19 protein-coding genes and 1 other RNA gene are annotated in these 20,293 nt (G+C 42.8%); 5 read left to right on the forward strand and 15 right to left on the reverse strand.

The features are described 5' to 3' along the window. The first annotated feature begins 51 nt into the window (after positions 1-51). Together recA and MTX11_RS06680 are read left to right on the forward strand one after the other, a co-directional pair. Positions 52-1,095 carry a recombinase RecA gene (recA, locus tag MTX11_RS06675; protein WP_004279873.1) on the forward strand — a complete coding sequence of 348 codons (1,044 nt, stop codon included), beginning with the start codon at positions 52-54 and terminating at the stop codon, positions 1,093-1,095. A 91-nt stretch (positions 1,096-1,186) separates the two neighbouring features. After that, entirely contained in the window at positions 1,187-1,804 is a 618-nt protein-coding gene (locus tag MTX11_RS06680; RefSeq protein WP_005246622.1) for a regulatory protein RecX, read from the forward strand. Positions 1,805-2,024: 220 nt separating this feature from the next. Here MTX11_RS06680 and ffs read toward each other — a convergent pair. Then, positions 2,025-2,121: signal recognition particle sRNA small type (gene ffs, locus MTX11_RS06685), an RNA gene on the reverse strand. Positions 2,122-2,415: 294 nt separating this feature from the next. Here ffs and MTX11_RS06690 point away from each other — a divergent pair. Further along, positions 2,416-3,213: a tol-pal system YbgF family protein gene (locus tag MTX11_RS06690; RefSeq protein WP_005246625.1), complete on the forward strand. Its 798-nt coding sequence runs from the start codon at positions 2,416-2,418 to the stop codon at positions 3,211-3,213. A 60-nt stretch (positions 3,214-3,273) separates the two neighbouring features. Here MTX11_RS06690 and lpxA read toward each other — a convergent pair whose 3' ends face one another. The 12 genes from lpxA to rimO all read right to left on the reverse strand — a co-directional run bounded on the left by lpxA (position 3,274) and on the right by rimO (position 15,649). Beyond that, entirely contained in the window at positions 3,274-4,062 is a 789-nt protein-coding gene (gene lpxA / locus MTX11_RS06695) for an acyl-ACP--UDP-N-acetylglucosamine O-acyltransferase (protein ID WP_004279876.1), read from the reverse strand. Further along, positions 4,059-4,544 carry a 3-hydroxyacyl-ACP dehydratase FabZ gene (gene fabZ / locus MTX11_RS06700; RefSeq protein ID WP_026055766.1) on the reverse strand — a complete coding sequence of 162 codons (486 nt, stop codon included), beginning with the start codon at positions 4,542-4,544 and terminating at the stop codon, positions 4,059-4,061. The genes lpxA and fabZ overlap by 4 nt, the downstream gene beginning before the upstream one ends. Before the next feature lie 5 nt (positions 4,545-4,549). Next, positions 4,550-5,620 (reverse strand): UDP-3-O-(3-hydroxymyristoyl)glucosamine N-acyltransferase, encoded by a 1,071-nt coding sequence (gene lpxD / locus MTX11_RS06705; RefSeq protein WP_005246627.1) that lies wholly within the window; start codon positions 5,618-5,620, stop codon positions 4,550-4,552. 3 nt (positions 5,621-5,623) lie between these two features. Beyond that, the gene (locus MTX11_RS06710) at positions 5,624-6,121 is read right to left on the reverse strand and encodes an OmpH/Skp family outer membrane protein (protein ID WP_243474695.1); all 498 of its coding nucleotides are present in this window, start codon (positions 6,119-6,121) and stop codon (positions 5,624-5,626) included. An 80-nt stretch (positions 6,122-6,201) separates the two neighbouring features. Next, complete coding sequence (bamA, locus tag MTX11_RS06715) at positions 6,202-8,712, reverse strand: outer membrane protein assembly factor BamA (RefSeq protein WP_005246629.1); 2,511 nt, start codon at positions 8,710-8,712, stop codon at positions 6,202-6,204. Between the two features lie 39 nt (positions 8,713-8,751). Next, on the reverse strand, positions 8,752-10,107 hold the full coding sequence (gene rseP / locus MTX11_RS06720) for an RIP metalloprotease RseP (protein ID WP_005246630.1): 1,356 nt from the start codon (positions 10,105-10,107) through the stop codon (positions 8,752-8,754). A gap of 3 nt (positions 10,108-10,110) precedes the next feature. Next, complete coding sequence (gene ispC, locus MTX11_RS06725; RefSeq protein ID WP_005266614.1) at positions 10,111-11,307, reverse strand: 1-deoxy-D-xylulose-5-phosphate reductoisomerase; 1,197 nt, start codon at positions 11,305-11,307, stop codon at positions 10,111-10,113. Then, positions 11,308-12,132 (reverse strand): phosphatidate cytidylyltransferase, encoded by an 825-nt coding sequence (locus tag MTX11_RS06730; RefSeq protein WP_004279883.1) that lies wholly within the window; start codon positions 12,130-12,132, stop codon positions 11,308-11,310. Positions 12,133-12,135: 3 nt separating this feature from the next. After that, positions 12,136-12,888 (reverse strand): polyprenyl diphosphate synthase, encoded by a 753-nt coding sequence (gene uppS / locus MTX11_RS06735; protein WP_004646714.1) that lies wholly within the window; start codon positions 12,886-12,888, stop codon positions 12,136-12,138. 7 nt (positions 12,889-12,895) lie between these two features. Further along, complete coding sequence (frr, locus tag MTX11_RS06740; RefSeq protein ID WP_004279885.1) at positions 12,896-13,450, reverse strand: ribosome recycling factor; 555 nt, start codon at positions 13,448-13,450, stop codon at positions 12,896-12,898. 80 nt (positions 13,451-13,530) lie between these two features. Continuing rightward, the gene (gene pyrH / locus MTX11_RS06745) at positions 13,531-14,259 is read right to left on the reverse strand and encodes a UMP kinase (protein WP_004279886.1); all 729 of its coding nucleotides are present in this window, start codon (positions 14,257-14,259) and stop codon (positions 13,531-13,533) included. Between the two features lie 46 nt (positions 14,260-14,305). Next, complete coding sequence (rimO, locus tag MTX11_RS06750; RefSeq protein WP_180087269.1) at positions 14,306-15,649, reverse strand: 30S ribosomal protein S12 methylthiotransferase RimO; 1,344 nt, start codon at positions 15,647-15,649, stop codon at positions 14,306-14,308. A 341-nt stretch (positions 15,650-15,990) separates the two neighbouring features. On the opposite strand from rimO, the gene glnL reads away from it, so the two are divergent. Then, positions 15,991-17,100: a nitrogen regulation protein NR(II) gene (gene glnL, locus MTX11_RS06755; RefSeq protein WP_005266616.1), complete on the forward strand. Its 1,110-nt coding sequence runs from the start codon at positions 15,991-15,993 to the stop codon at positions 17,098-17,100. Then, positions 17,087-18,562 carry a nitrogen regulation protein NR(I) gene (gene glnG, locus MTX11_RS06760; protein WP_004279889.1) on the forward strand — a complete coding sequence of 492 codons (1,476 nt, stop codon included), beginning with the start codon at positions 17,087-17,089 and terminating at the stop codon, positions 18,560-18,562. Before glnL ends, glnG begins: the two co-directional genes overlap by 14 nt. 49 nt (positions 18,563-18,611) lie before the next feature. Here glnG and MTX11_RS06765 read toward each other — a convergent pair whose 3' ends face one another. Then, complete coding sequence (locus MTX11_RS06765) at positions 18,612-18,938, reverse strand: hypothetical protein (RefSeq protein ID WP_004279890.1); 327 nt, start codon at positions 18,936-18,938, stop codon at positions 18,612-18,614. Positions 18,939-19,071: 133 nt separating this feature from the next. After that, on the reverse strand, positions 19,072-20,277 hold the full coding sequence (gene mhpT / locus MTX11_RS06770) for a 3-(3-hydroxy-phenyl)propionate transporter MhpT (protein ID WP_243474696.1): 1,206 nt from the start codon (positions 20,275-20,277) through the stop codon (positions 19,072-19,074). Between the last annotated feature and the right edge of the window lie 16 nt (positions 20,278-20,293).

Consider the following 20,293-nt stretch of genomic DNA (forward strand, 5'->3'; position numbering starts at 1 on the left):
TAAGACATCCACTTGAGTACTAACTTAGTGACATCGTATTGAGGTTGTAAGATGGATGAGAATAAAAACAAGGCGCTCAACGCTGCCTTAAGCCAGATTGAAAAACAGTTTGGTAAAAATACAGTTATGCGTCTTGGTGACAATACCGTTCAGGCAGTTGAAGCTGTGTCTACAGGTTCTTTAACGCTGGATATCGCGCTCGGTATTGGTGGTTTACCTAAAGGTCGTATCGTCGAGATCTATGGTCCTGAATCTTCAGGTAAAACCACAATGACCCTGCAAGCAATTGCAGAGTGTCAGAAAGCAGGCGGTACGTGTGCATTCATCGATGCGGAACACGCACTTGATCCTCAATATGCACGCAAACTGGGCGTAGATATCGACAATTTGCTGGTATCGCAACCGGATCACGGTGAACAGGCACTTGAAATTGCAGACATGCTGGTACGTTCTGGCGCGATCGACATGATCGTTGTCGATTCTGTTGCTGCATTGACACCACGTGCTGAAATTGAAGGCGAAATGGGTGACTCGCATATGGGTCTGCAAGCCCGTTTGATGAGCCAGGCACTGCGTAAAATTACTGGTAATGCCAAACGCTCAAACTGTATGGTGATCTTCATTAACCAGATTCGTATGAAGATTGGTGTCATGTTTGGTAGCCCGGAAACCACGACTGGTGGTAATGCACTGAAATTCTATGCATCTGTACGTCTGGATATTCGTCGTATTGGACAAGTGAAGGAAGGTGACGAGATTGTTGGTTCTGAAACCAAAGTCAAAGTCGTGAAAAACAAAATGGCACCTCCGTTTAAAGAAGCTTTATTCCAGATTCTTTATGGCAAAGGTGTTAACCATCTAGGTGAATTGATCGACCTTGCTGTACAGCAAGAAATCGTGCAGAAAGCTGGTGCGTGGTATTCTTATCAAGGCGACAAAATTGGCCAAGGTAAGAACAACACCATCCGTTATCTGGAAGAGCATAAAGAAATGGCTCAGACGATTGAAAAACTGATTCGCGACCAGCTTCTGACTAAAGCAGTGGTTGTTGAAGAAGACGATAGCAAGGAAGAACCTGACTTTTTAGATGCATGATCTTATTAGATGCGTCATCTTTAAACGTCAAGACACAGCGCCCTCCGGGGCGTTTTGTTATTATATAGGGAACGTAACATCCGAGAGAATCATGTCAGACGTGAAATTCAGCAAACTGCTCGATTATGAAACTTTAAAACAGCAATTTAGTGATGCTGAAGATCAAGCTCAACCTGCAAAAACTGCGATCCAAGACGCTCCTGAATTTGATCCCGAAGAACGTTTATTTTCCTCTACCCCAACTCAGGATGAGAAAAAACCGGGACTGACAGGCTCACGCTTACGTTCTTATGCCTTTGCCGTACTGACGCGCAAGGAATATTCCAAAGCCGAACTGATAGAGAAACTAGCCCTCTATGCAGAGCATCGTGATGAAGTTATTAACCTGGTTGAAGAACTGTCCCGTGAGAACTATCAAAGTGATCAGCGCGTGGCGGAAACCATGTTGTCGAGTCAAAAGCGTAAAGGTAAAGGTCCCAATCAAATTAAAATGAAACTCAAGAGCAAAAAGATTGATGCTGCCCTGATTTCAGAAGAACTCAAGGAAACTGATTGGGTGCAGCAAGCCTATGAACTAAAAGTCAAAAAATATGGGACTGAAGTTACTAAAGACCCCAAGCTCAAAGCCAAACAGATCCGTTTTTTAATGTATCGTGGTTTTGAAATGGATGCGATTATCAAGGCGATTAACCGTAAAGCAGAAGACTAAGTCTTATATTCTTTGAAAGCCTTAATACACGTATAAACATATTGGATATTTAATTCAATATTAGCTGCAAAATAAAATAAAGCACGGCAAAAGATAATGATGATTTAATCATTAAAATAATAAGATAGCGCTATTTGACGACATTGAAAAAGGAATAATATTTGAGAATAGAAAACTGCGAATTTGCATTGTTATTATAATAATAAGAATATGGTGGCAACCCTACCAGCAAAGCTCCGGCACATCATAGTTCTATTACCGTTGCTACCTTCCGGTCCTGGCGGGGTTCATAGAGTACAATTGCGAAGTAACCAGCAGGGCTACCATTACAAAAACAGAGTATAGAGATTTTTAATCAAGTTGCAAGCCTTGTTCCGCAAAATAATCCCTTAAGCTATCCGTTTGATTATTTTAAAAACAATATTGATATTTCTGCTGATTTTTAAGGGATCTTCACAATCAATCCATCAACACTCAGATTCACATGATCTTTGTAAAACCTTGTTGCATTTTCTAAAAATGCCGTTTTTAATGTGTGCAATGTATATGAATGATCTACTTTGAAAAGATGAGCAGCGGATCCGCATCTCACAAAGAATTATGGAAATTTTATGATGTTTAAAAAGACCGTATTGTGTGCAGTGACAGCACTCTTTACCACGCCTCTATTTGCCAATATTCCGATTGAATCGCGTGGCTTGAGTCAAGCTACGAATCAAACCACAGTAAATACCCCAGCAGCAATTGCGGCTGGTGCAACTCCAGCAGTTCAAACCAATACCAGCTGGCAAATCATGCAAAAGAACCAGCAACTCGAAAATGACCTGCGGATTTTGCGCGGTAAAATGGAAGAACAGGAAAATGAGATTGAACGGCTCAAGAATGAACTGACCAATCGTTATGCCGATCTTGATCAGCGCCTTGAACTATTGCAACAAAAAATTGAACCTGCTGAGGACAATCCAACGGAGGAAAACCCACAGGATACTGCACCCAGCCTAAACACAAATAAGGTCAATACAGCAAGCAGCGGACAGCAACCTGCTGATCTTGAAAAAGCAGCTTATACCGTGGCTTTAGATGCTTATAAAAATGGCGGTGCAGCCAAAGCCATTGCCCCGATGCAAAACTTTATTAAAAACAATCCGAATAGCGTTTATATCAGCAATGCTTATTTCTGGTTAGCGGAATTCAATCTGGCGATTGACCCACCAAAATTTGCTGAAGCGAAACGTAATTATCTGATTGTCGTTGACCGTTACCCAAATTCCGCGAAAGCATCCACTGCCCTGTATCAGCTTTATAACATCAGCAAAGATGTCGAAAAGAATGCTACGCTTGCTTCACAATATAAAACAAAGCTACTGAAGAATTATCCGAAAGCTGAGGAAATTAAATTTCTTAAGTAAAATAGAAATTCCCAAAATAAAAAAGACACCTTCAGGTGTCTTTTTTATTACCTCAAACATTTAGCGCACAATGCCGCGCTTCGACTGTTCAAGAGAGTCAATTAGACGTTGTACTTCAGCCACTTCCGGCAAAATTCCTGTACGGATCTGCTCGATTGCTTCCTGAGTCGTTAAACCTGATTTATAAATCAGTTTAAAGGCATCACGTAAACCGCTGATTACGGTCTTTGACCAGCCTTTACGACGCATACCTTCAATGTTCATAGCAAATGCATGCGCAGGATTACCTGAAACCATTACATAGGCCGGTACATCTTTCAGAATCAGTGATGCCCCACCAATCATGCTATAAGAATCAATCTTACAGAACTGATGAATGCCCGAGTTTCCGCCAATGACGACGTAGTCCCCGACATGGACATGTCCAGCCACACCGACGTTATTAGCAAAGATATTATAATCTCCGACCATACAGTCATGTGCAATATGCGTATTCACCATGAGCAGGTTATGACTACCGATCTTGGTCAGGCTCTGGTCCTGAACCGTGCCACGATGCAGACTGCAATGCTCACGAATCTTGTTGTGATCGCCAATCTCAAGCCAGGTTTCTTCACCGGCATACTTAAGATCCTGACACACCTCACCTACACTGGCGAACTGGAAAATTTCATTATATTCACCTATACGCGTATAGCCACCCACCACCACGTGTGAATGAAGTTTGCTACCCGCACCAATAGTGACATTTGGCCCGATAATACAATATGGGCCAATTTCTACATCAGCAGCAATGACTGCTGATGGGTCAATAATGGCAGTTGGATGAATAAGGGGATTATTGCTCATGCCTGCTCGACTTTTTGATGCGAAACCATAATTTCCGCGGTTGTTGCGACGACGCCATCTACAGTGGCAATACAATTATATTTGTAAATGCCCCGCTTTTGCATCACTAATTCAGATTTTAAAACCAATTGGTCACCTGCAACCACCTGTTTTTTAAATCTAACTTTTTCCGCACCGGCAAACAGGAACAAAGAACCTTCACTTGGTACTTCGTTATTCATCACAAAACCCAGAATTCCAGAGATTTGTGCCAGTGCCTCAACAATCAGTACACCTGGCATAATTGGATAATTCGGAAAATGGCCTTGTAAAAACTCTTCATTAATTGAGACGTTTTTATAACCAACAATGCCATTATCGGTAATTTCGACGACGCGATCAACCAATAAAAATGGATAGCGATGGGGCAAATATTCACGAATCTTTTGAATATTCATTGGCAATTCAGGCTTCGTGAATGTAGGCAAATTCGACTCTGTCATCATAATTATTTACGCAACTTAAATGTTGATTCAATGGACTCAATCTGAGATTGCATATGATCTAGTCGTTTGATCACCTGGGTCAATGGCACATCTGCTAATTGTCTGAGGCGAACCACGGTACGTTTCCATTTCTGGTTTTCAAACAGACCAATCCCGGATGAATATTTTCCAGCTTCAGAAATATTATTTGTCACCATTGACATTCCCGTCAACGTCACATTATCGGCAATATTCAAGTGTCCAGAAATCGCAGAGGCACCACCAATGATACAGTTTTTGCCAATTGAAACACTTCCTGCAACGGCAGTTTTTGCAGCAATGGCGGTATGTGCACCAATTTTAACGTTATGCGCGATTTGCACAAGATTATCAATGATAACACCCTGTTGCAAAATCGTATCATCCAGCGCACCACGGTCTACGCTACAATTTGACCCAATACGCACATCATCCTCAATGCGTACAGAACCTAATTGCGCAATACGGTGCCATTTACCTTGATAAGGTGCAAAACCAAACCCTTCGCTGCCAATCACGCTATTGGCATGAATACGCACCCGATTACCAATTTTTGCTGCGCCGGTGAGGGTCACATGTGAGTCAATAAAACAGTCCTGACCGATTTCGACATCATCATCGATCTGCACATGCGCCTGAACAATCGTATTCGCACCCACGACACAATGCTCACCAATCACCACATAATGACCAATATAAGCATCGTCCGCGATCATTGCCGACGGGTGAATTTGAGCAGTACTTTCAATGCCGCGCTGGCGATGTTTTCTCTCAAAGACATGCGTCAGAATCGCAAAAGCCAGATAGGGATTTGCCACAACAATAAAGTTTTGATGTGAAGTTATCTGTTGTTTTAGTTCAGCCGTGACAATTAAAGCACCTGCCTGACTTTGATTGGCCTGCTCTACATATTTATCGGCATTCACAAATGCAAGATCTTGTGAGGTTGCCTGTTCAAGACTGGCCAAAGCACTCAAACGTAAATCTGTCTGACCTATGCACTCGCCCTGAACCAGGCGAGCGAGATCAGCTAACTGAAGCTTTTGATGATTCATTGATTATTTAATTGCATTAACCTTTTGAATCATTTTATCAGTTAAATCATATTTAGCATCATAAGCAAGTGCTGAATTTTTATTTAAAACTACATCCAGGTTGTTTTCTCTACGCAATTGTTCAGCAATTTGCTTCACACGTGCATCAAATACAATTCGGATCTGCTGAATCGAGCTTTGGACATTTGTCTGTACAGATTGTTGTAACTGATTCAATTCTTGCAACTTAGCCTGATATTGCGCAGACATTTTCTGTTTTTCAGTCTCACTGAGCTTGGTATTGGATTGAGCACGTTGCTGCAAAGTTTCCAGCTCTTTGCTGAGTTGCTCAATCTTGGTGGTTTGTGGCTGAATTTTTTGCTGGAATATCTTGTTTTGTTGTTTCAGATAAGTACTACCTTCAACCACACGCTCCAAGTCAATTACCCCCATACTAGCCGCTTGAGTCAAAGGAGCAACACTTGCCAAAGCCAGGCTCATTGCCATAATCATTTTTTTCATATTATTACTCATTCAAAAAAATTTGCTCACAAAACCTGCAGGCTTTATGAGCAAAATTTAGTTTCTAGGTCAAAACGATTTTAGAAAGTACGTCCAATTTCGAACTGGATGTTTTTAGTATCATCACCGTCTTTTTTATTCAACGGATAAGCATAGCTAAGTGATAATGGTCCAATCATGGTGATCCAGGTGAAACCTGCACCCACGCTATAGCGCATATTATCTGCATCGAAACCGAAGTTATCTTTACAGTACTGCTTTCCATTTACTGAAGTGCCATTAACGAAAATATTTTCATTTGATACATCACATTGGGTATCAAACACTTGTGCACCTTCAGCAAAGATGACTGGACGAACCTGACGTGCCCAATCCCCTTTAAATGGTACTGGAAGCACTAATTCGGTACCAAATTGAATTAGTGCATTACCACCTACTTCCTCAGGAGAAGGATCCGTTTGACCTGTATCAGAGAAATATACACCTGGATATTTAGGACCTAATGTACTATTTTCATAACCACGAACCGAACCAAAACCACCTGCATAGAAATTCTTGTAGAATGGCAAGTCATTACCATAACCCAACTTACCATAACCGCGCAGGACAAAATCTTTGCCTAATGGGAAAAATGCCTGAGCGTCATAAGTGACTTTTTGATACTCGACATCACTACCTGGCAAGGCAATTTCAGCATTGACACGATGTGACATACCCGTTGTCGGGAACATCGGTCTATTTAAGGTATTATAAGACCAACCTAAATTAAGGTTATAAGTCAAAAAATCACCCTGGAATTCTTGACCATATGGAACTGGATTAGGGCAAGGCTGGTAACCAGTAACATTCCCAGCAGAATCTTTAATTGGAACTAATGCTTGAGGACAATACTCACCACTTTTTGTTTCTTTTCCGCCATTACGTTCCAAATAATCAGCAACATAAGTCGACACATATGGACCAGTGGTTACATCCGTCTGATCAACATTCAGACCCAAACTAACACTTTGGTTTTCATCAATTGGATAACCAAAGTTAATCCCACCACCAAAACTATCCGTCACATAGTTGTTGACGTTATAGTCATCATCAAGCTTGGTTTTACGGTAATACATGTTATAGCCGCGACGCACACCATCAATGGTGAAGTACGGGTCCATCACGCTCAAGTTATAGTAATCTTGCGTTTCAGAACGCGACAAATCGATTGAAACACTATTCCCTGTACCCAGGAAGTTGGTTTGACTTAAACCTGCCTGGAAAGTTACACCACCGCTTTGCGAGAAACCAACTGCAAGAGTACTGGTTCCTGAATGCTGCTCTTCAACGGCAACATTCAAGTCCACCTGATCTGGCGCACCCGGAATACGTGCAGGTTTGATATCGACAGTTTTAAAGAACCCGGTACGCTCCAGACGAACCTTAGACAGGTCAATCTTTTCATTGCTTGCAAGTGCACCTTCCATTTGGCGCATTTCACGACGTAGTACTTCATCCGCAGTTTTAGTATTACCAGTAAAATTAATACGTCGTACCGTGACTTGCTGCCCCGGATTAATATAATAATTTAGATCAACCAGTTTGGTTTCGTTGTTAATTTGAGGAACAATGTTGACTTCTGCATAGTAATAACCTGCGTTACCATACTTACGCTGTAATAACTGCTTAACCGCGTTAACTTTTTCCTGCGAATAAATTTCGCCTTCTTTGAAAATTTGTAAAGCCTGCAATTCTTCAGTCTTATAAAGTGCATCACCTAAATATTTGGTTTGACCAAATTTAAATTGCTCGCCTTCATCCACAGACACTTCGATGAAAACATTCTTTTTATCTTCACTCAAGTTCAGGCTGGAATTGGTAATATTAAAGTTGATATAACCGCGATTTAGATACATGGCACGCAAAGCTTCTAGGCTTGCCGCCATCTTTTCACGTGCATAACGGTCATTACGGGAAATGACCGAACTCCAGCCACTTTCTTTTACGGCAAAAGCCTGCTTGATATCAGACTCTTTAAATACAGTATTCCCGATAATATTGATATCGAAAACTTTGGCCGCTTTACCTTCAATAAAATCAATCAGCAATTCAACACGGTTATTTGGTCGAGGCGTCGTGGTGACCGTAATATCGGCATCATAACGACCTTGCTGCATGTATTGCTGTTCAAGTTCAGTTTCAATGGTTTGCAAGGCTGATTTTTTTAGCACTTCGCCTTCAGCCAGACCCATTTTTTTCAGGCCTTCTTCAAGTGCTTCCTTAGGAATCAGCTTATTGCCTTTCAATTCAATTTTCGAAATGACCGGGCGTTCAACAACTTGGAAAACCAAGGTATTGCCCTGCTGAACGGCTTTAATGTCATCAAACAGGCCTGATGCATACATGCTACGAATTGCATTGGCAATGACTGGATCATTGACCCGATCACCACTGTTAATCGGCACTAGGCCATACACATTGTCAGGAGTTAAACGTACTAATCCATCAAATTTTATATCTTGTACAATGAATTCATCTGCTGCATATACTTGTTGTGCTACTGCCATTGCACTAACGAGTGCCAGAGGCATAAATAAATGTGTGTGCTGCATGCCAGTCTTTTCCGCTGTTAATTTATTCCATTTACGTTGTTATAAACGCATAAAATCATTAAATAATGCCAGAAGCATCATACTGCCGAGCAGTACCATACCAATTTTTAGTCCAACCAATTGTATTTGTTCGGAAACAGGTTTACCACGAATTAATTCAACAAAATAGTAAACCAGATGTCCGCCATCAAGCATTGGAATAGGCAGTAGATTTAATATTCCTAAACTTACACTCATTAGCGCCATAAAGGAAATAAAAGTTTCCCAACCCATTTCTGCGCTTTGTCCTGCCACTTTGGCAATGGTAATTGGACCTGATAAATTATCCAGGCCAATCAGACCGCGTACCATTTTGACAATCGAATTCAGAATCATCGAAGATAAATGTGCTGTTTTATCAAATGCCATTACCAACGCTTCACCTGGCGTGTAATGAATGGTCTGTTTATATTCTGCAGGAATGTTCAGTTTACCCGGATCGCTTTGCACGCCCAGCATACCGGTCACATTGCCCATATTGTCACGTTTACCTTGCGGCATGACTTCTAGATGAACCACCTTATTTTCGCGTAGAACATCCATTTTGAGTAATTTTTCTGGAGATGCCTGTACCACCTGCACCACATCAAACCAGTCTTTCATCTGAACGCCGTCAATGGCCAGAATCTTGTCACCTTCTTTCAAACCTTGACGGATGGCTGCACCATCTTCACTCAGTTTGCTAATTACAGCCGGAATTTCTGGCCGATAAGGCAAGAAACCCAAACTTTCAAGTGGCGATTGACTTTGATCTTTTAAATAGTTTTGAATCGGCAACTGGAACAGTTTGTTTTCACCAGCACGATCTGCCTGAATAGAAACCACGCCAGTTTCACCAACACGATCCACCAAGGCATAACTGAGTTTTTCCCAAGTTTCCACCTGAGTACCATCCACAGCTATAATTTTGTCACCCGGCTGCATTTGTACGGTGGCAGCAGGCGTATTTGGTAAAACTTTACCCACACGGGTATTCAGCTGTTCTTGAGCTGGTAAAAATAACACCCAGAACAGAAGGACTGCAAAAATCAGGTTGATTAATGGTCCCGCTGCCACGATGGCAATCCGTTTCCACGGATGCTGACGATTGAAAGCTTTGGGTAAGTCTTCTTCAGCAACATTACCTTCACGTTCATCCAGCATCTTGACATAGCCACCCAAAGGCAAGGCAGACAATTGATACTGAATTCCGGATTTTTTCGAGGTCCATTTTAATAATGTTGGCCCAAATCCAATCGAATAGACCAATACTTTAACGCCCAGTTTACGCGCCACAATATAGTGACCGAACTCGTGAATCGCAATTAAGGGACCGAGTAAGAGAATTGCAGCGGCAATCATAAACAAGGCATTCATATCTTAACTTCCTTTATTCACAACGTATTGCTGTGATAAACCTCGTGCCATTTGATCTGCTTGCAAGATAGCCTCCAGATCATGTGCGGGTTGATTGTCCATCTGATTTAGGACGTGCTCAACTACCTGAGGAATTTGGGTAAATCTGATCTGTTGATTTAAAAATGCAGCAACTGCAATTTCATTGGCCGCATTTAAAATTGTCGGTGCAATTCCGCCACTCTGCATGGCCTGACGGGCCAATTTTAATGCAGGGAAACGGAGCATATCCGGTTCTTGAAAATTAAGTTGTGAATGCATAAACAGATCCAGTGGCGCCACATGCGTACTAATACGCTCAGGCCATGCCAAAGCATGTGCAATAGGCGTGCCCATATCCGGATTACCCATTTGTGCCAAAGTCGAACCATCAACGTATTGAACCATGGAGTGAATAATACTCTGTGGATGCACAACAACTGTAACAAATTGTTCTTGAACTGCAAACAAATGACAGGCTTCGATCAATTCTAAGCCTTTATTCATCAAGGTAGCAGAATCGACTGAAATTTTTTGACCCATGGACCAGTTAGGATGCTTGCAAGCTTGGGCAGGTGTGACCTCTTCAAGTTGCTGTATGCTGTGGTTCAGAAACGGCCCACCCGACGCGGTCAGCAGAATCTGGGATACACCCAGTTTGGGCTTGCCATGACGCTCTGCCTCAAAATAATGCGGTGGCAGACATTGGAAAATCGCGTTATGTTCGGAGTCAACGGGAAGCAATAAGGCACCATGATCGCGCGCTGCCTGCATCATGATGTCACCTGACATCACCAAGGCTTCTTTATTGGCCAGCAGTACGCGTTTACCCGCTTTCACTGCAGCCAATGTCGGCAACAAGCCTGCAGCACCGACAATTGCCGCCATAACGATATCAACATCCGCGTGTTCAGCCACAGCGATTAAACCGGCTTCATCTTGCAGAATTTCAATATCAGATAAATGGTGTTGCTGAAGTAGTTTTGAAAGTTCATCTACTTTTTCAGCCGGCACCACCACCACTTTAGGACAGTATTGCCGGCAAATTTCAACCAGCTCCTCGATACGACTTTGCGCGGTCACAGCAAAAACCGAGTATGCTTCAGGATGTCGCTGCAAGATTTTTAAAGTACTTTGACCAATGGAACCTGTAGCACCCAGTATACAAACTGCTTGTGACATTTATAAATCTACACCAATAAGTTTTAAAACAGCCATACCTGCTGCAAAGATTGGAGCTGCAGCAAGCAAAGAATCAATACGATCCAGTACTCCGCCATGTCCTGGCAAAATTCGACCTGAATCCTTAATACCGGCACGACGTTTGATCATGGATTCAAACAGGTCACCCAGTACCGAACTAAATACTGTAACGACAGATAAAATCAGGAATAAAATTAGTTCTGGCCAGGTCATATCCAGATAAAGCAAGGCGACTGCCGTTACAATCAGCATTGAGGTAACGATACCGCCATACAACCCTTCTACCGATTTGTTGGGACTAACATTCGGTGCCAACTTTTTCTTGCCGAATTTACGACCCACAAAATATGCACCACTATCTGCGCCCCATACCAGTAAAAACAGGTACATCAGCCACCACGGTGAACTTTGCCAGACAGAGAAAATTGCAGTAACCGCAGCAGAGATCAGAACTACGCCGATTCCGTGCAGGCTGGCGTTGTACCAGCCATCATATTCAGGATAGGTTTTAACCCAGTAAATGCTGAGCAACCAGGTAATTATAGAAGCTACCCATAACAATAAGGCAACTTCGGCAAAATACAATGCCAAAGCTGAAAGTGCCGCAGTGAGCACTCCATATCCCCAAGCAACAGGTTTGATGACATGTTTAAATTTTCGCGGCATGAGTTTGAACCACTCATAGCCGGCCACCCCAGCAGCAAGAACCATCAATACAAACATTGGATAATGTGATTCGGTAGCAAACATACAGCTCAGTACAACTGCTACCAACACCAATGCGGTTATAATCCGCTCAAACATGTATTAATTCTCAAGTTTTTCCTGATGAATCTGTTCTGATGTTTTACCAAAACGACGTTCACGCCCACCAAATACGGCAAGTGCATCATCAAGTTCTTCAACGGTAAATTCTGGCCATAGCGTCTCAGTGAAATAAAGCTCTGCATAGGCTGCCTGCCACAACAGGAAATTCGAAAGACGGAAATCTCCACCCGTACGAATCAGCAGATCAACTGCAGGTAAATCACCGAGGCTGACATATTGACCAAATACATCAGTATTAATTGCATCAAGATCTAATTTATTTGTTAAAACATCGCTGGCAATTCGCTGTGCAGCTTGTGCCATATCCCACATACCACCATAACTGATTGCAATAGTGAGTGTCATACTATTGAAATTAGCAGTCCTTTCTTCGGCATGCAACATAAGTCCCTGTAATTCTGGGGACAAACGGCTGCGATCACCGATAAAGCGTAAGGCAATATTGAATTTTTCCATGCGGGGCAATTGTTCATGAATGGTATCAACCAGCAATTTCATGAGCAATTCAACTTCAAACTGTGGACGATTCCAGTTTTCACTTGAAAAGGCAAATACAGTTAAAGCCTGGATATTTCTTTTTTTACAGTGTTCAACAATCGGATCCAGAACCGTTTTTCCTTCACGGTGTCCATCACCTTTTTGCATCTGATTTTTTTTGGCAAAACGATTGTTGCCATCCATGATGATGGCAACATGTTTCGGAAGACGGGGATTTTCTTCAGCAACGGTCATCGATGAATTAGACCTTCATCAATTCAGCTTCTTTCGCAGCCAAGCGCTTGTCAACTTCAGCAACAAATTTGTCGGTAATTTTCTGGATTTCGTCAGCAGCACGACGCTCTTCATCTTCAGAAATTTCTTTTTCTTTCAACAAAGCTTTGATATCGCCCAATACATCACGACGAATGTTACGGATCGCTACTTTGGCATTTTCTGCTTCATTACGCGCAACTTTTTGCATGTCACGACGCGTTTCTTCAGTCAACGCAGCCATCGGTACACGAATCGCATCTGCTGTAATTGGGTTTAGACCCAAATCAGATTCACGAATCGCTTTATCAATTGCAGAAACCATTGAACGTTCGAAAGGCTGGATTAACAAAGTACGTGAATCTTCAACACCTACGTTTGCCACCTGGTTCAATGGAACGTCTGAACCATAGTAAGAAACCATCACGTTATTTAAAATTGATGGATGCGCACGACCGGTACGAACTTTTGCAAAACCATGCTCTAGAGATTCTAGAGTTTTGTTCATACGGTCTTCGCTGTCTTTTTTAAGATCGTTAATCATATGATCTTCCTTACTTAATTCTTGAAAAGAGGTTATTACTAAATTAGCGTGTAGTATAAAGTGCTTTGGTGCTCACGTCATTAATTGGTAACGTGAGTCCCTTCTTTTTCACCCATCACAACGGAAAGCAATGCGCCAGATTTATTCATATCGAATACTTGTAGCGGCACATTGTGATCACGACATAAACAGATTGCAGTTAAGTCCATCACACCCAGCTTTTCGTCCAGAACTTGGTCAAAAGTCAATGTGTCATATTTAACCGCATCATCATATTTGCTTGGATCTTTATTATATACGCCATCAACTTTGGTCGCTTTCAAGATCAAGTCTGATTCGATTTCAATACCACGTAAACAGGCAGCTGTATCTGTCGTAAAGAACGGATTACCTGTACCTGCCACGAATACACACACTTCACCCTGAGTCAGGTGACGGATTGCATCACGGCTTGAGTAAGACTCAACCACGGCACCAATTGGCAATGCAGACATTAAACGGGTTTTAATATTACGGCGCACCAAAGCGTCGCGAAGTGCCAAACCGTTCATGACTGTTGCTAGCATACCCATCTGGTCGCCAGTTACACGACCAACTAGACCATCTTTTTGTAGCTGGCTACCGCGATACAGGTTACCACCACCCACAACAATACCTACTTGTACGCCTAAACCCACGAGGTGCGCAATAGAAAGTGACATCTGATCGAGCACTTGTGCATCGATCCCCATGTCTTTATTGCCTGCCAGCGCTTCACCAGAAAGCTTTAACAGGATGCGACCAAAGCGTGGCTTTTTAGAATCCAACATCATCAAACTCCAAAGTATTCAATTTAAATTTTTTTAATTCAAAATCTTAAGCAGACTTGACTGAAATGAGTTTTGCATACAGATCGTATTCATCTGCATCAGTAATTTCGACTTCAAGTAAATCCCCCGCCTTGATGACGCTTTTATCGATATCTTCAACAAAAACATTACCATCAATTTCAGGTGCATCTGCATAAGAACGCGCAACCGCTACCGGGAATTCATCTTCCAGGTCATCTACCAGCACAGTCATGGTCTGACCGATACGTTTTTGGAGTTTGGCTGCCGAGATTTCTTGCTGAACCTGCATGAAACGCTCATAACGCTCTTGTTTAATTTCTTCAGGAACGTGATCTGGCAAATCATTTGCTGTCGCACCTTCAACTGGCGAATAGGTAAAACATCCCACACGATCCAGCTGGGCTTCTTTCAGCCAGTCCAGTAACATCTGGAAGTCTTCTTCAGTTTCACCCGGGAAGCCCACCACAAATGTTGAACGCAACACCAGATCAGGACATTTCTCGCGCCAGATTTTCAAACGCTCCAGTGTATTTTCACTGTGCGCAGGGCGTTTCATCAGTTTGAGAATTTTTGGACTCGCGTGCTGGAATGGAATATCCAGATAAGGCAGGATTTTACCTTGTGCCATCAGGTCAATCACAGCATCCACATGCGGATACGGGTAAACATAGTGCAAACGCACCCAGATTCCCAACTGACCCAATGCTTCACACATGTCATAGAATTTGGTTTTAACCGGCTGGCCATTCCAGAAATCCAGCTTGTATTTCGTGTCCAGGCCATAAGCAGAAGTATCCTGGGAGATGACGAGTACTTCTTTTACACCGGCACGTTTCAGCGCTGCAGCTTCTTCAAGCACAGAACCAACTGGACGTGAGACCAGATCGCCACGCATGCTTGGAATAATACAGAAAGTACAACGATGGTTGCAGCCTTCGGATATTTTCAGATAAGCATAATGTTTTGGCGTCAGGCGGATGCCTTGTTCTGGAACCAGATCAATAAATGGATTGTGTTTTGGCGGCTCAGGCACGTATTGATGAACCGCATCCATAACTTCTTTATATGCCGCTGCACCTGTCACTTTCAGGACATTGGGATGCATTTGGCGAATCTTGTCTTCGTCTTTACCTAGACAACCTGTTACGATCACGCGACCATTCGCGCTCATCGCCTCACCAATCGCATCTAGCGATTCTTGCACTGCGGATTCAATGAAACCACAGGTATTTACTACAACTAAATCAGCACCGTCATAATCCGAAGCGACGTCATAACCTTCAGTCTTTAACTGGGTTAAAATACGTTCAGAATCTACCAATGCCTTAGGACAACCTAAAGATACAAAACCGACTTTGGGGGACTTCATGAATTTTCGCTCTACTAGAATGCGCGTATTGTATGTCTTTTCGCATCATAAAAATAGTTGAAAACCTGACTCTTTGCATCATGCACTAAAATATTGCCATAAAATATTCAACATACTTACCAATGCACCAAAATGAATCATTTTAGATTTACAGCCTCAATTTAATCCGCTATATCTAAGATGAATTGTGTTGCTCTGTCACATTTCTGCATTTCATCGCAATAAATAATCTCTAGTCATAAAAGTTGGCGTGCATCTTGCATCAAATCAGAACTTAAAATTGATTAAATTGCTTTATGAAGATGCCATTGCGCCATTTTAATACAGGAACAAACCCGCGAATGGATCAAATTATTCCGATCGACTATCGTGCTTTAGTGGACAATATGACCACGTGTATCTTATTGATAGACCGCGATCTTAATATTTATTATCTGAATTCTGCCTGTGAAGCCTTATTTGATGTGAGCTTATTCCGCGCGAGCGGCACATCTGTGCTCAATATTTTGCAAAACCCGACAGATGAGTTTAATACCGAAGAAGCCCTGAATAATACATTAAGTACGGGACAACCTTATACACGCCGCGAAGCCACTATCTTGGTCAACTTTAAAGACATTCATGTTGACTACACTGTTTCTCAGCTAAATCTGGGCAAACCTTATCATCCGTTGCTACTCATCGAACTCAATCCTCGCGATCGTATGTTAAAAATCTCGCGTGAAGAAAATCTGCTGCAACAGCATCAAGTAGCGCGTCAACTGATTCGCGGTGTTGCGCATGAAATCAAGAATCCCTTGGGTGGCATTCGCGGGGCGACTCAACTCCTGGCACGCAGTTTGAATGATCCACAATACAAAGAATTTACCGACATTATTATTAGCGAAGTGGATCGACTCAGAAATCTGGCCGATACCATGCTCGGTTCACGCCAGCTTCCGAGCTATGAACTGGTCAATGTGCATGAACCTCTGGAACGGGTGCGTTCACTGATTGCCAATCAGACCAAAAAGAAAATCAAGATTACCCGGGATTACGACCTGTCCTTACCGGAAGTTCTGGCAGACCGCGACCAATTGATTCAGGTCATTTTGAATATTTGCGCCAATGCCGTACAGGCCATGACCGAGAACAAGGAGTTCTTTGTCGAACATCAACCGGAACTGATTTTAAGAACCCGGATTCAGCGTCTCTTTACCATTAACGGGGTGATTCACCGCTCTGTAGTAAGGATTGATATTGAAGACAACGGTCCAGGTGTGCCGGAAGAGATTATCGAATCGGTGTTTTATCCGCTGGTCACCAGTCGCGCAAAAGGTACCGGACTGGGCCTCAGTATTGCTCAAAATATTATTCATCAGCACAACGGCATGATCGAGTGTCAGTCCGTGGCTGGAAAAACCGTCTTTAGCTTATATTTACCTTGGGAGTCGAATCATGTCGCGAAATAAAATATGGGTGATTGATGACGATCGCGCCATGCGCTGGGTACTGGAAAAGACCTTTAAAGAGGAAGGTCTGGATGTGACCAGTTTTGAAGAAGCACAATCTGCACTAGACCAACTGAGTCTGGAAGCACCCGATGTGATTTTGACCGATATCCGCATGCCGGGTATTGATGGACTTACCTTCCTGGGCAAGGTTAAACACAGTTATCCTGACCTACCTGTCATTATTATGACGGCGCATTCAGACTTAGAATCGGCTGTTTCTAGCTATCAAACTGGTGCTTTTGAATATCTGCCTAAGCCTTTTGATATTGATGAAGCACTGGCGCTGGTAAATCGTGCAATTTTACATATCACCAAGCTACAGCAACAAGAATCAGCAAAAGCGGCTCCACCAATTCAATCTACCGAAATTATTGGTGAATCGCCTGCCATGCAGGAAGTGTTTCGTGCCATTGGCCGTTTATCACAATCGCATATTACCGTGTTGATTAATGGTGAGTCTGGTACAGGTAAAGAACTGGTAGCGCATGCCCTGCATCGTCATTCACCACGCAGCTCAAAACCTTTTATTGCCCTCAATATGGCGGCGATTCCAAAAGACCTGATCGAAACTGAACTTTTCGGCCATGAGAAAGGTGCATTTACCGGTGCTAATACCCAGCGCCAAGGTCGTTTTGAACAGGCAAATGGCGGTACGCTGTTTTTAGATGAAATTGGCGATATGCCATTTGAGACCCAGACCCGTTTATTGCGTGTCCTAGCCGATGGAGAGTTCTACCGAGTTGGCGGTCATATTCCGGTTAAGGTCGATGTGCGTATCGTGGCTGCAACACATCAGGATTTGGAAAAACTGGTCCATGATGGTCGTTTCCGTGAAGACTTATATCACCGCCTGAATGTAATTCGTATTCATATTCCAAAACTGGCACATCGCAGTGAAGATATTCCGATGCTGGCGCAGCATTTTCTGGCACGTGCCGGTAAAGAACTTGGGGTCAATCCAAAGATATTACGTCCTGAAACCCAAGAATATATGCAGAAATTGCCATGGCAAGGTAATGTGCGTCAACTTGAAAATACCTGTCGCTGGCTGACTGTCATGATCACAGGTCGTGAAGTCTATCCTGAAGACTTGCCACCTGAGCTGAAACAAATTCCAATTCATCAGCAGGATCCGGGTGCGCCAATTCCAACGCTGAACCAGATCGCACCGCATCACTGGGATGAATTGCTGGGTCAATGGGCGATGCAGAAACTCAAAAATGGTGAAATGAAACTTCTGGATGTTGCGACGCCAATGTTTGAACGCACCTTGATCAATGCAGCCTTGCAACAAACCCGTGGCCGTAAACGTCATGCCGCAGAACTTTTAGGTTGGGGTCGCAACACTTTAACGCGCAAGCTTAAAGAATTGGGCATGGATACTACGGATGATGAAATCGAAGAAGAAATAGAAAGTTAATCTTTCCATATAAAAAAGCGCCGATTGGCGCTTTTTTATTGATGATGATTTATGCAGTAAAACCCACATAGCGGAAATACCCATCTATGCCCAGATCAGACTTATATATCAGATAATTTGAATAAGTCGCTTGGGTGATTTCATCCAGCATATTCACCTGATCATCATTGGCATGCAGATCATCTACAGAACGCGGCATGCTGTGCTCGAATTCATCCGTCATATATTCAAAGCCAATATCCATGGCAATAAACAGGGTATGTTCACAAGGTTGCACATACTGCTCTTCTGCCCAATCAATCACGTTGTGCTGACAATGTGGACAGGCAATATTATCAGTGGCCTGAATCGAGAGTGGAATAAGTTGATAAGCCATATAAAAATCAATCTGTTTACTATCCGTATATTTTAGCAAATTTTATGGACTGACTTTATTCAATTAAAAACCTCGACGATAAAAAAAGGAATCTTCAGATTCCCTTTTTGTATTGACATATATCAATGATCAATTACTTATGAGCAGCCTTATAACGTGATAGTGCGGTGACAGCTACTGCCGATACGACCACTGCTGGCAAACTTGCCACAAGAATGCCCGTCGTTCCCAAACCTAATGCCAGAATTTTTCCAGTTAATAATGGTCCAGTCATCGCCCCTAAACGTCCTAGAGAGATCGCACTACCCACACCGGTGACTTTACCTGCGCCTGAATAAAAAATTGGTGAGATCCCATACAGAATAGATTGGCCACCTGTAGAGAAAATACCCCCCATGACTCCCGCCAAAATTAATAACGGAATAGAAGTTGTGGTGAATAGCAATACCAAGGCAACAAACAAGCCACTATAAATGATAGTCGCCATTTGCCAGAGCTTTAAACGGTCCAGTAAATAACCCAGGCTTAGGGTTCCAATGACAGCGCCCACCTGGAACACCAACATCACCAAAAATGCCTGTTGTTTCTGCAAACCTTGTTCCATAAGTAAATTTGGCAACCAGCTAATCAAAATATAATTAATCATCAAGGTAAAAAAGAAACCAACCCAAAGAGGTACTGTATTTTTATACTGGCGCTGCTTGAACAAAACTTCAGCCATGCCCGGCACAGCTTCGCCAGAGACTTGTACCTCCGCATTCACTTTAGGCTTATCTTTAAGAATAAACGCCATCAATGGAATCAGTGCTAAAGGCGTTAATCCCCCAATCAGGAATAAGGTTTGCCATTGAATCTCCGGAAGCAGCATAGCCAGACCAGCAACAAAGATCGTCCCTACCGGCAAACCACAATACATCAGACTATTTAGCTTGCCACGATTTGCTTCGGTTGCTTCATCACCGACGACTGAAATCATGGTCGGCATTGCCGCACCTAAACCCAGACCAGTAAAGAAACGCGCTGCATATAAAACTTCGACGCTTGGCGCAATTGCAGTCAGCGACATGAACAGACCAAAAATAGTCACAGAGAGCATCAGGACTTTCTTTTGTCCCAAATAGTCCGCGATACGTCCACCAAAGAATGCGCCAAACAGCATTCCAAAGACACCCAGACTAAATACATAGCCCATTTGGATTTGATCTAAACCAAAGCTTGCTGCAATTCCTTTCGCTGCAATCCCGGGAGCTTGAAGGTCAAAACCTTCAAAAAATGCGACCCAGAAACATAAGAATATGGTTAATATTTTTTGGGCTTTTCCGCTGTATGGCTGTGCCATGACTGATCTCCATCAA

Origin of the sequence: Acinetobacter lwoffii (assembly GCF_022809915.1) — a bacterium.
Taxonomy (GTDB): domain Bacteria; phylum Pseudomonadota; class Gammaproteobacteria; order Pseudomonadales; family Moraxellaceae; genus Acinetobacter; species Acinetobacter lwoffii_M.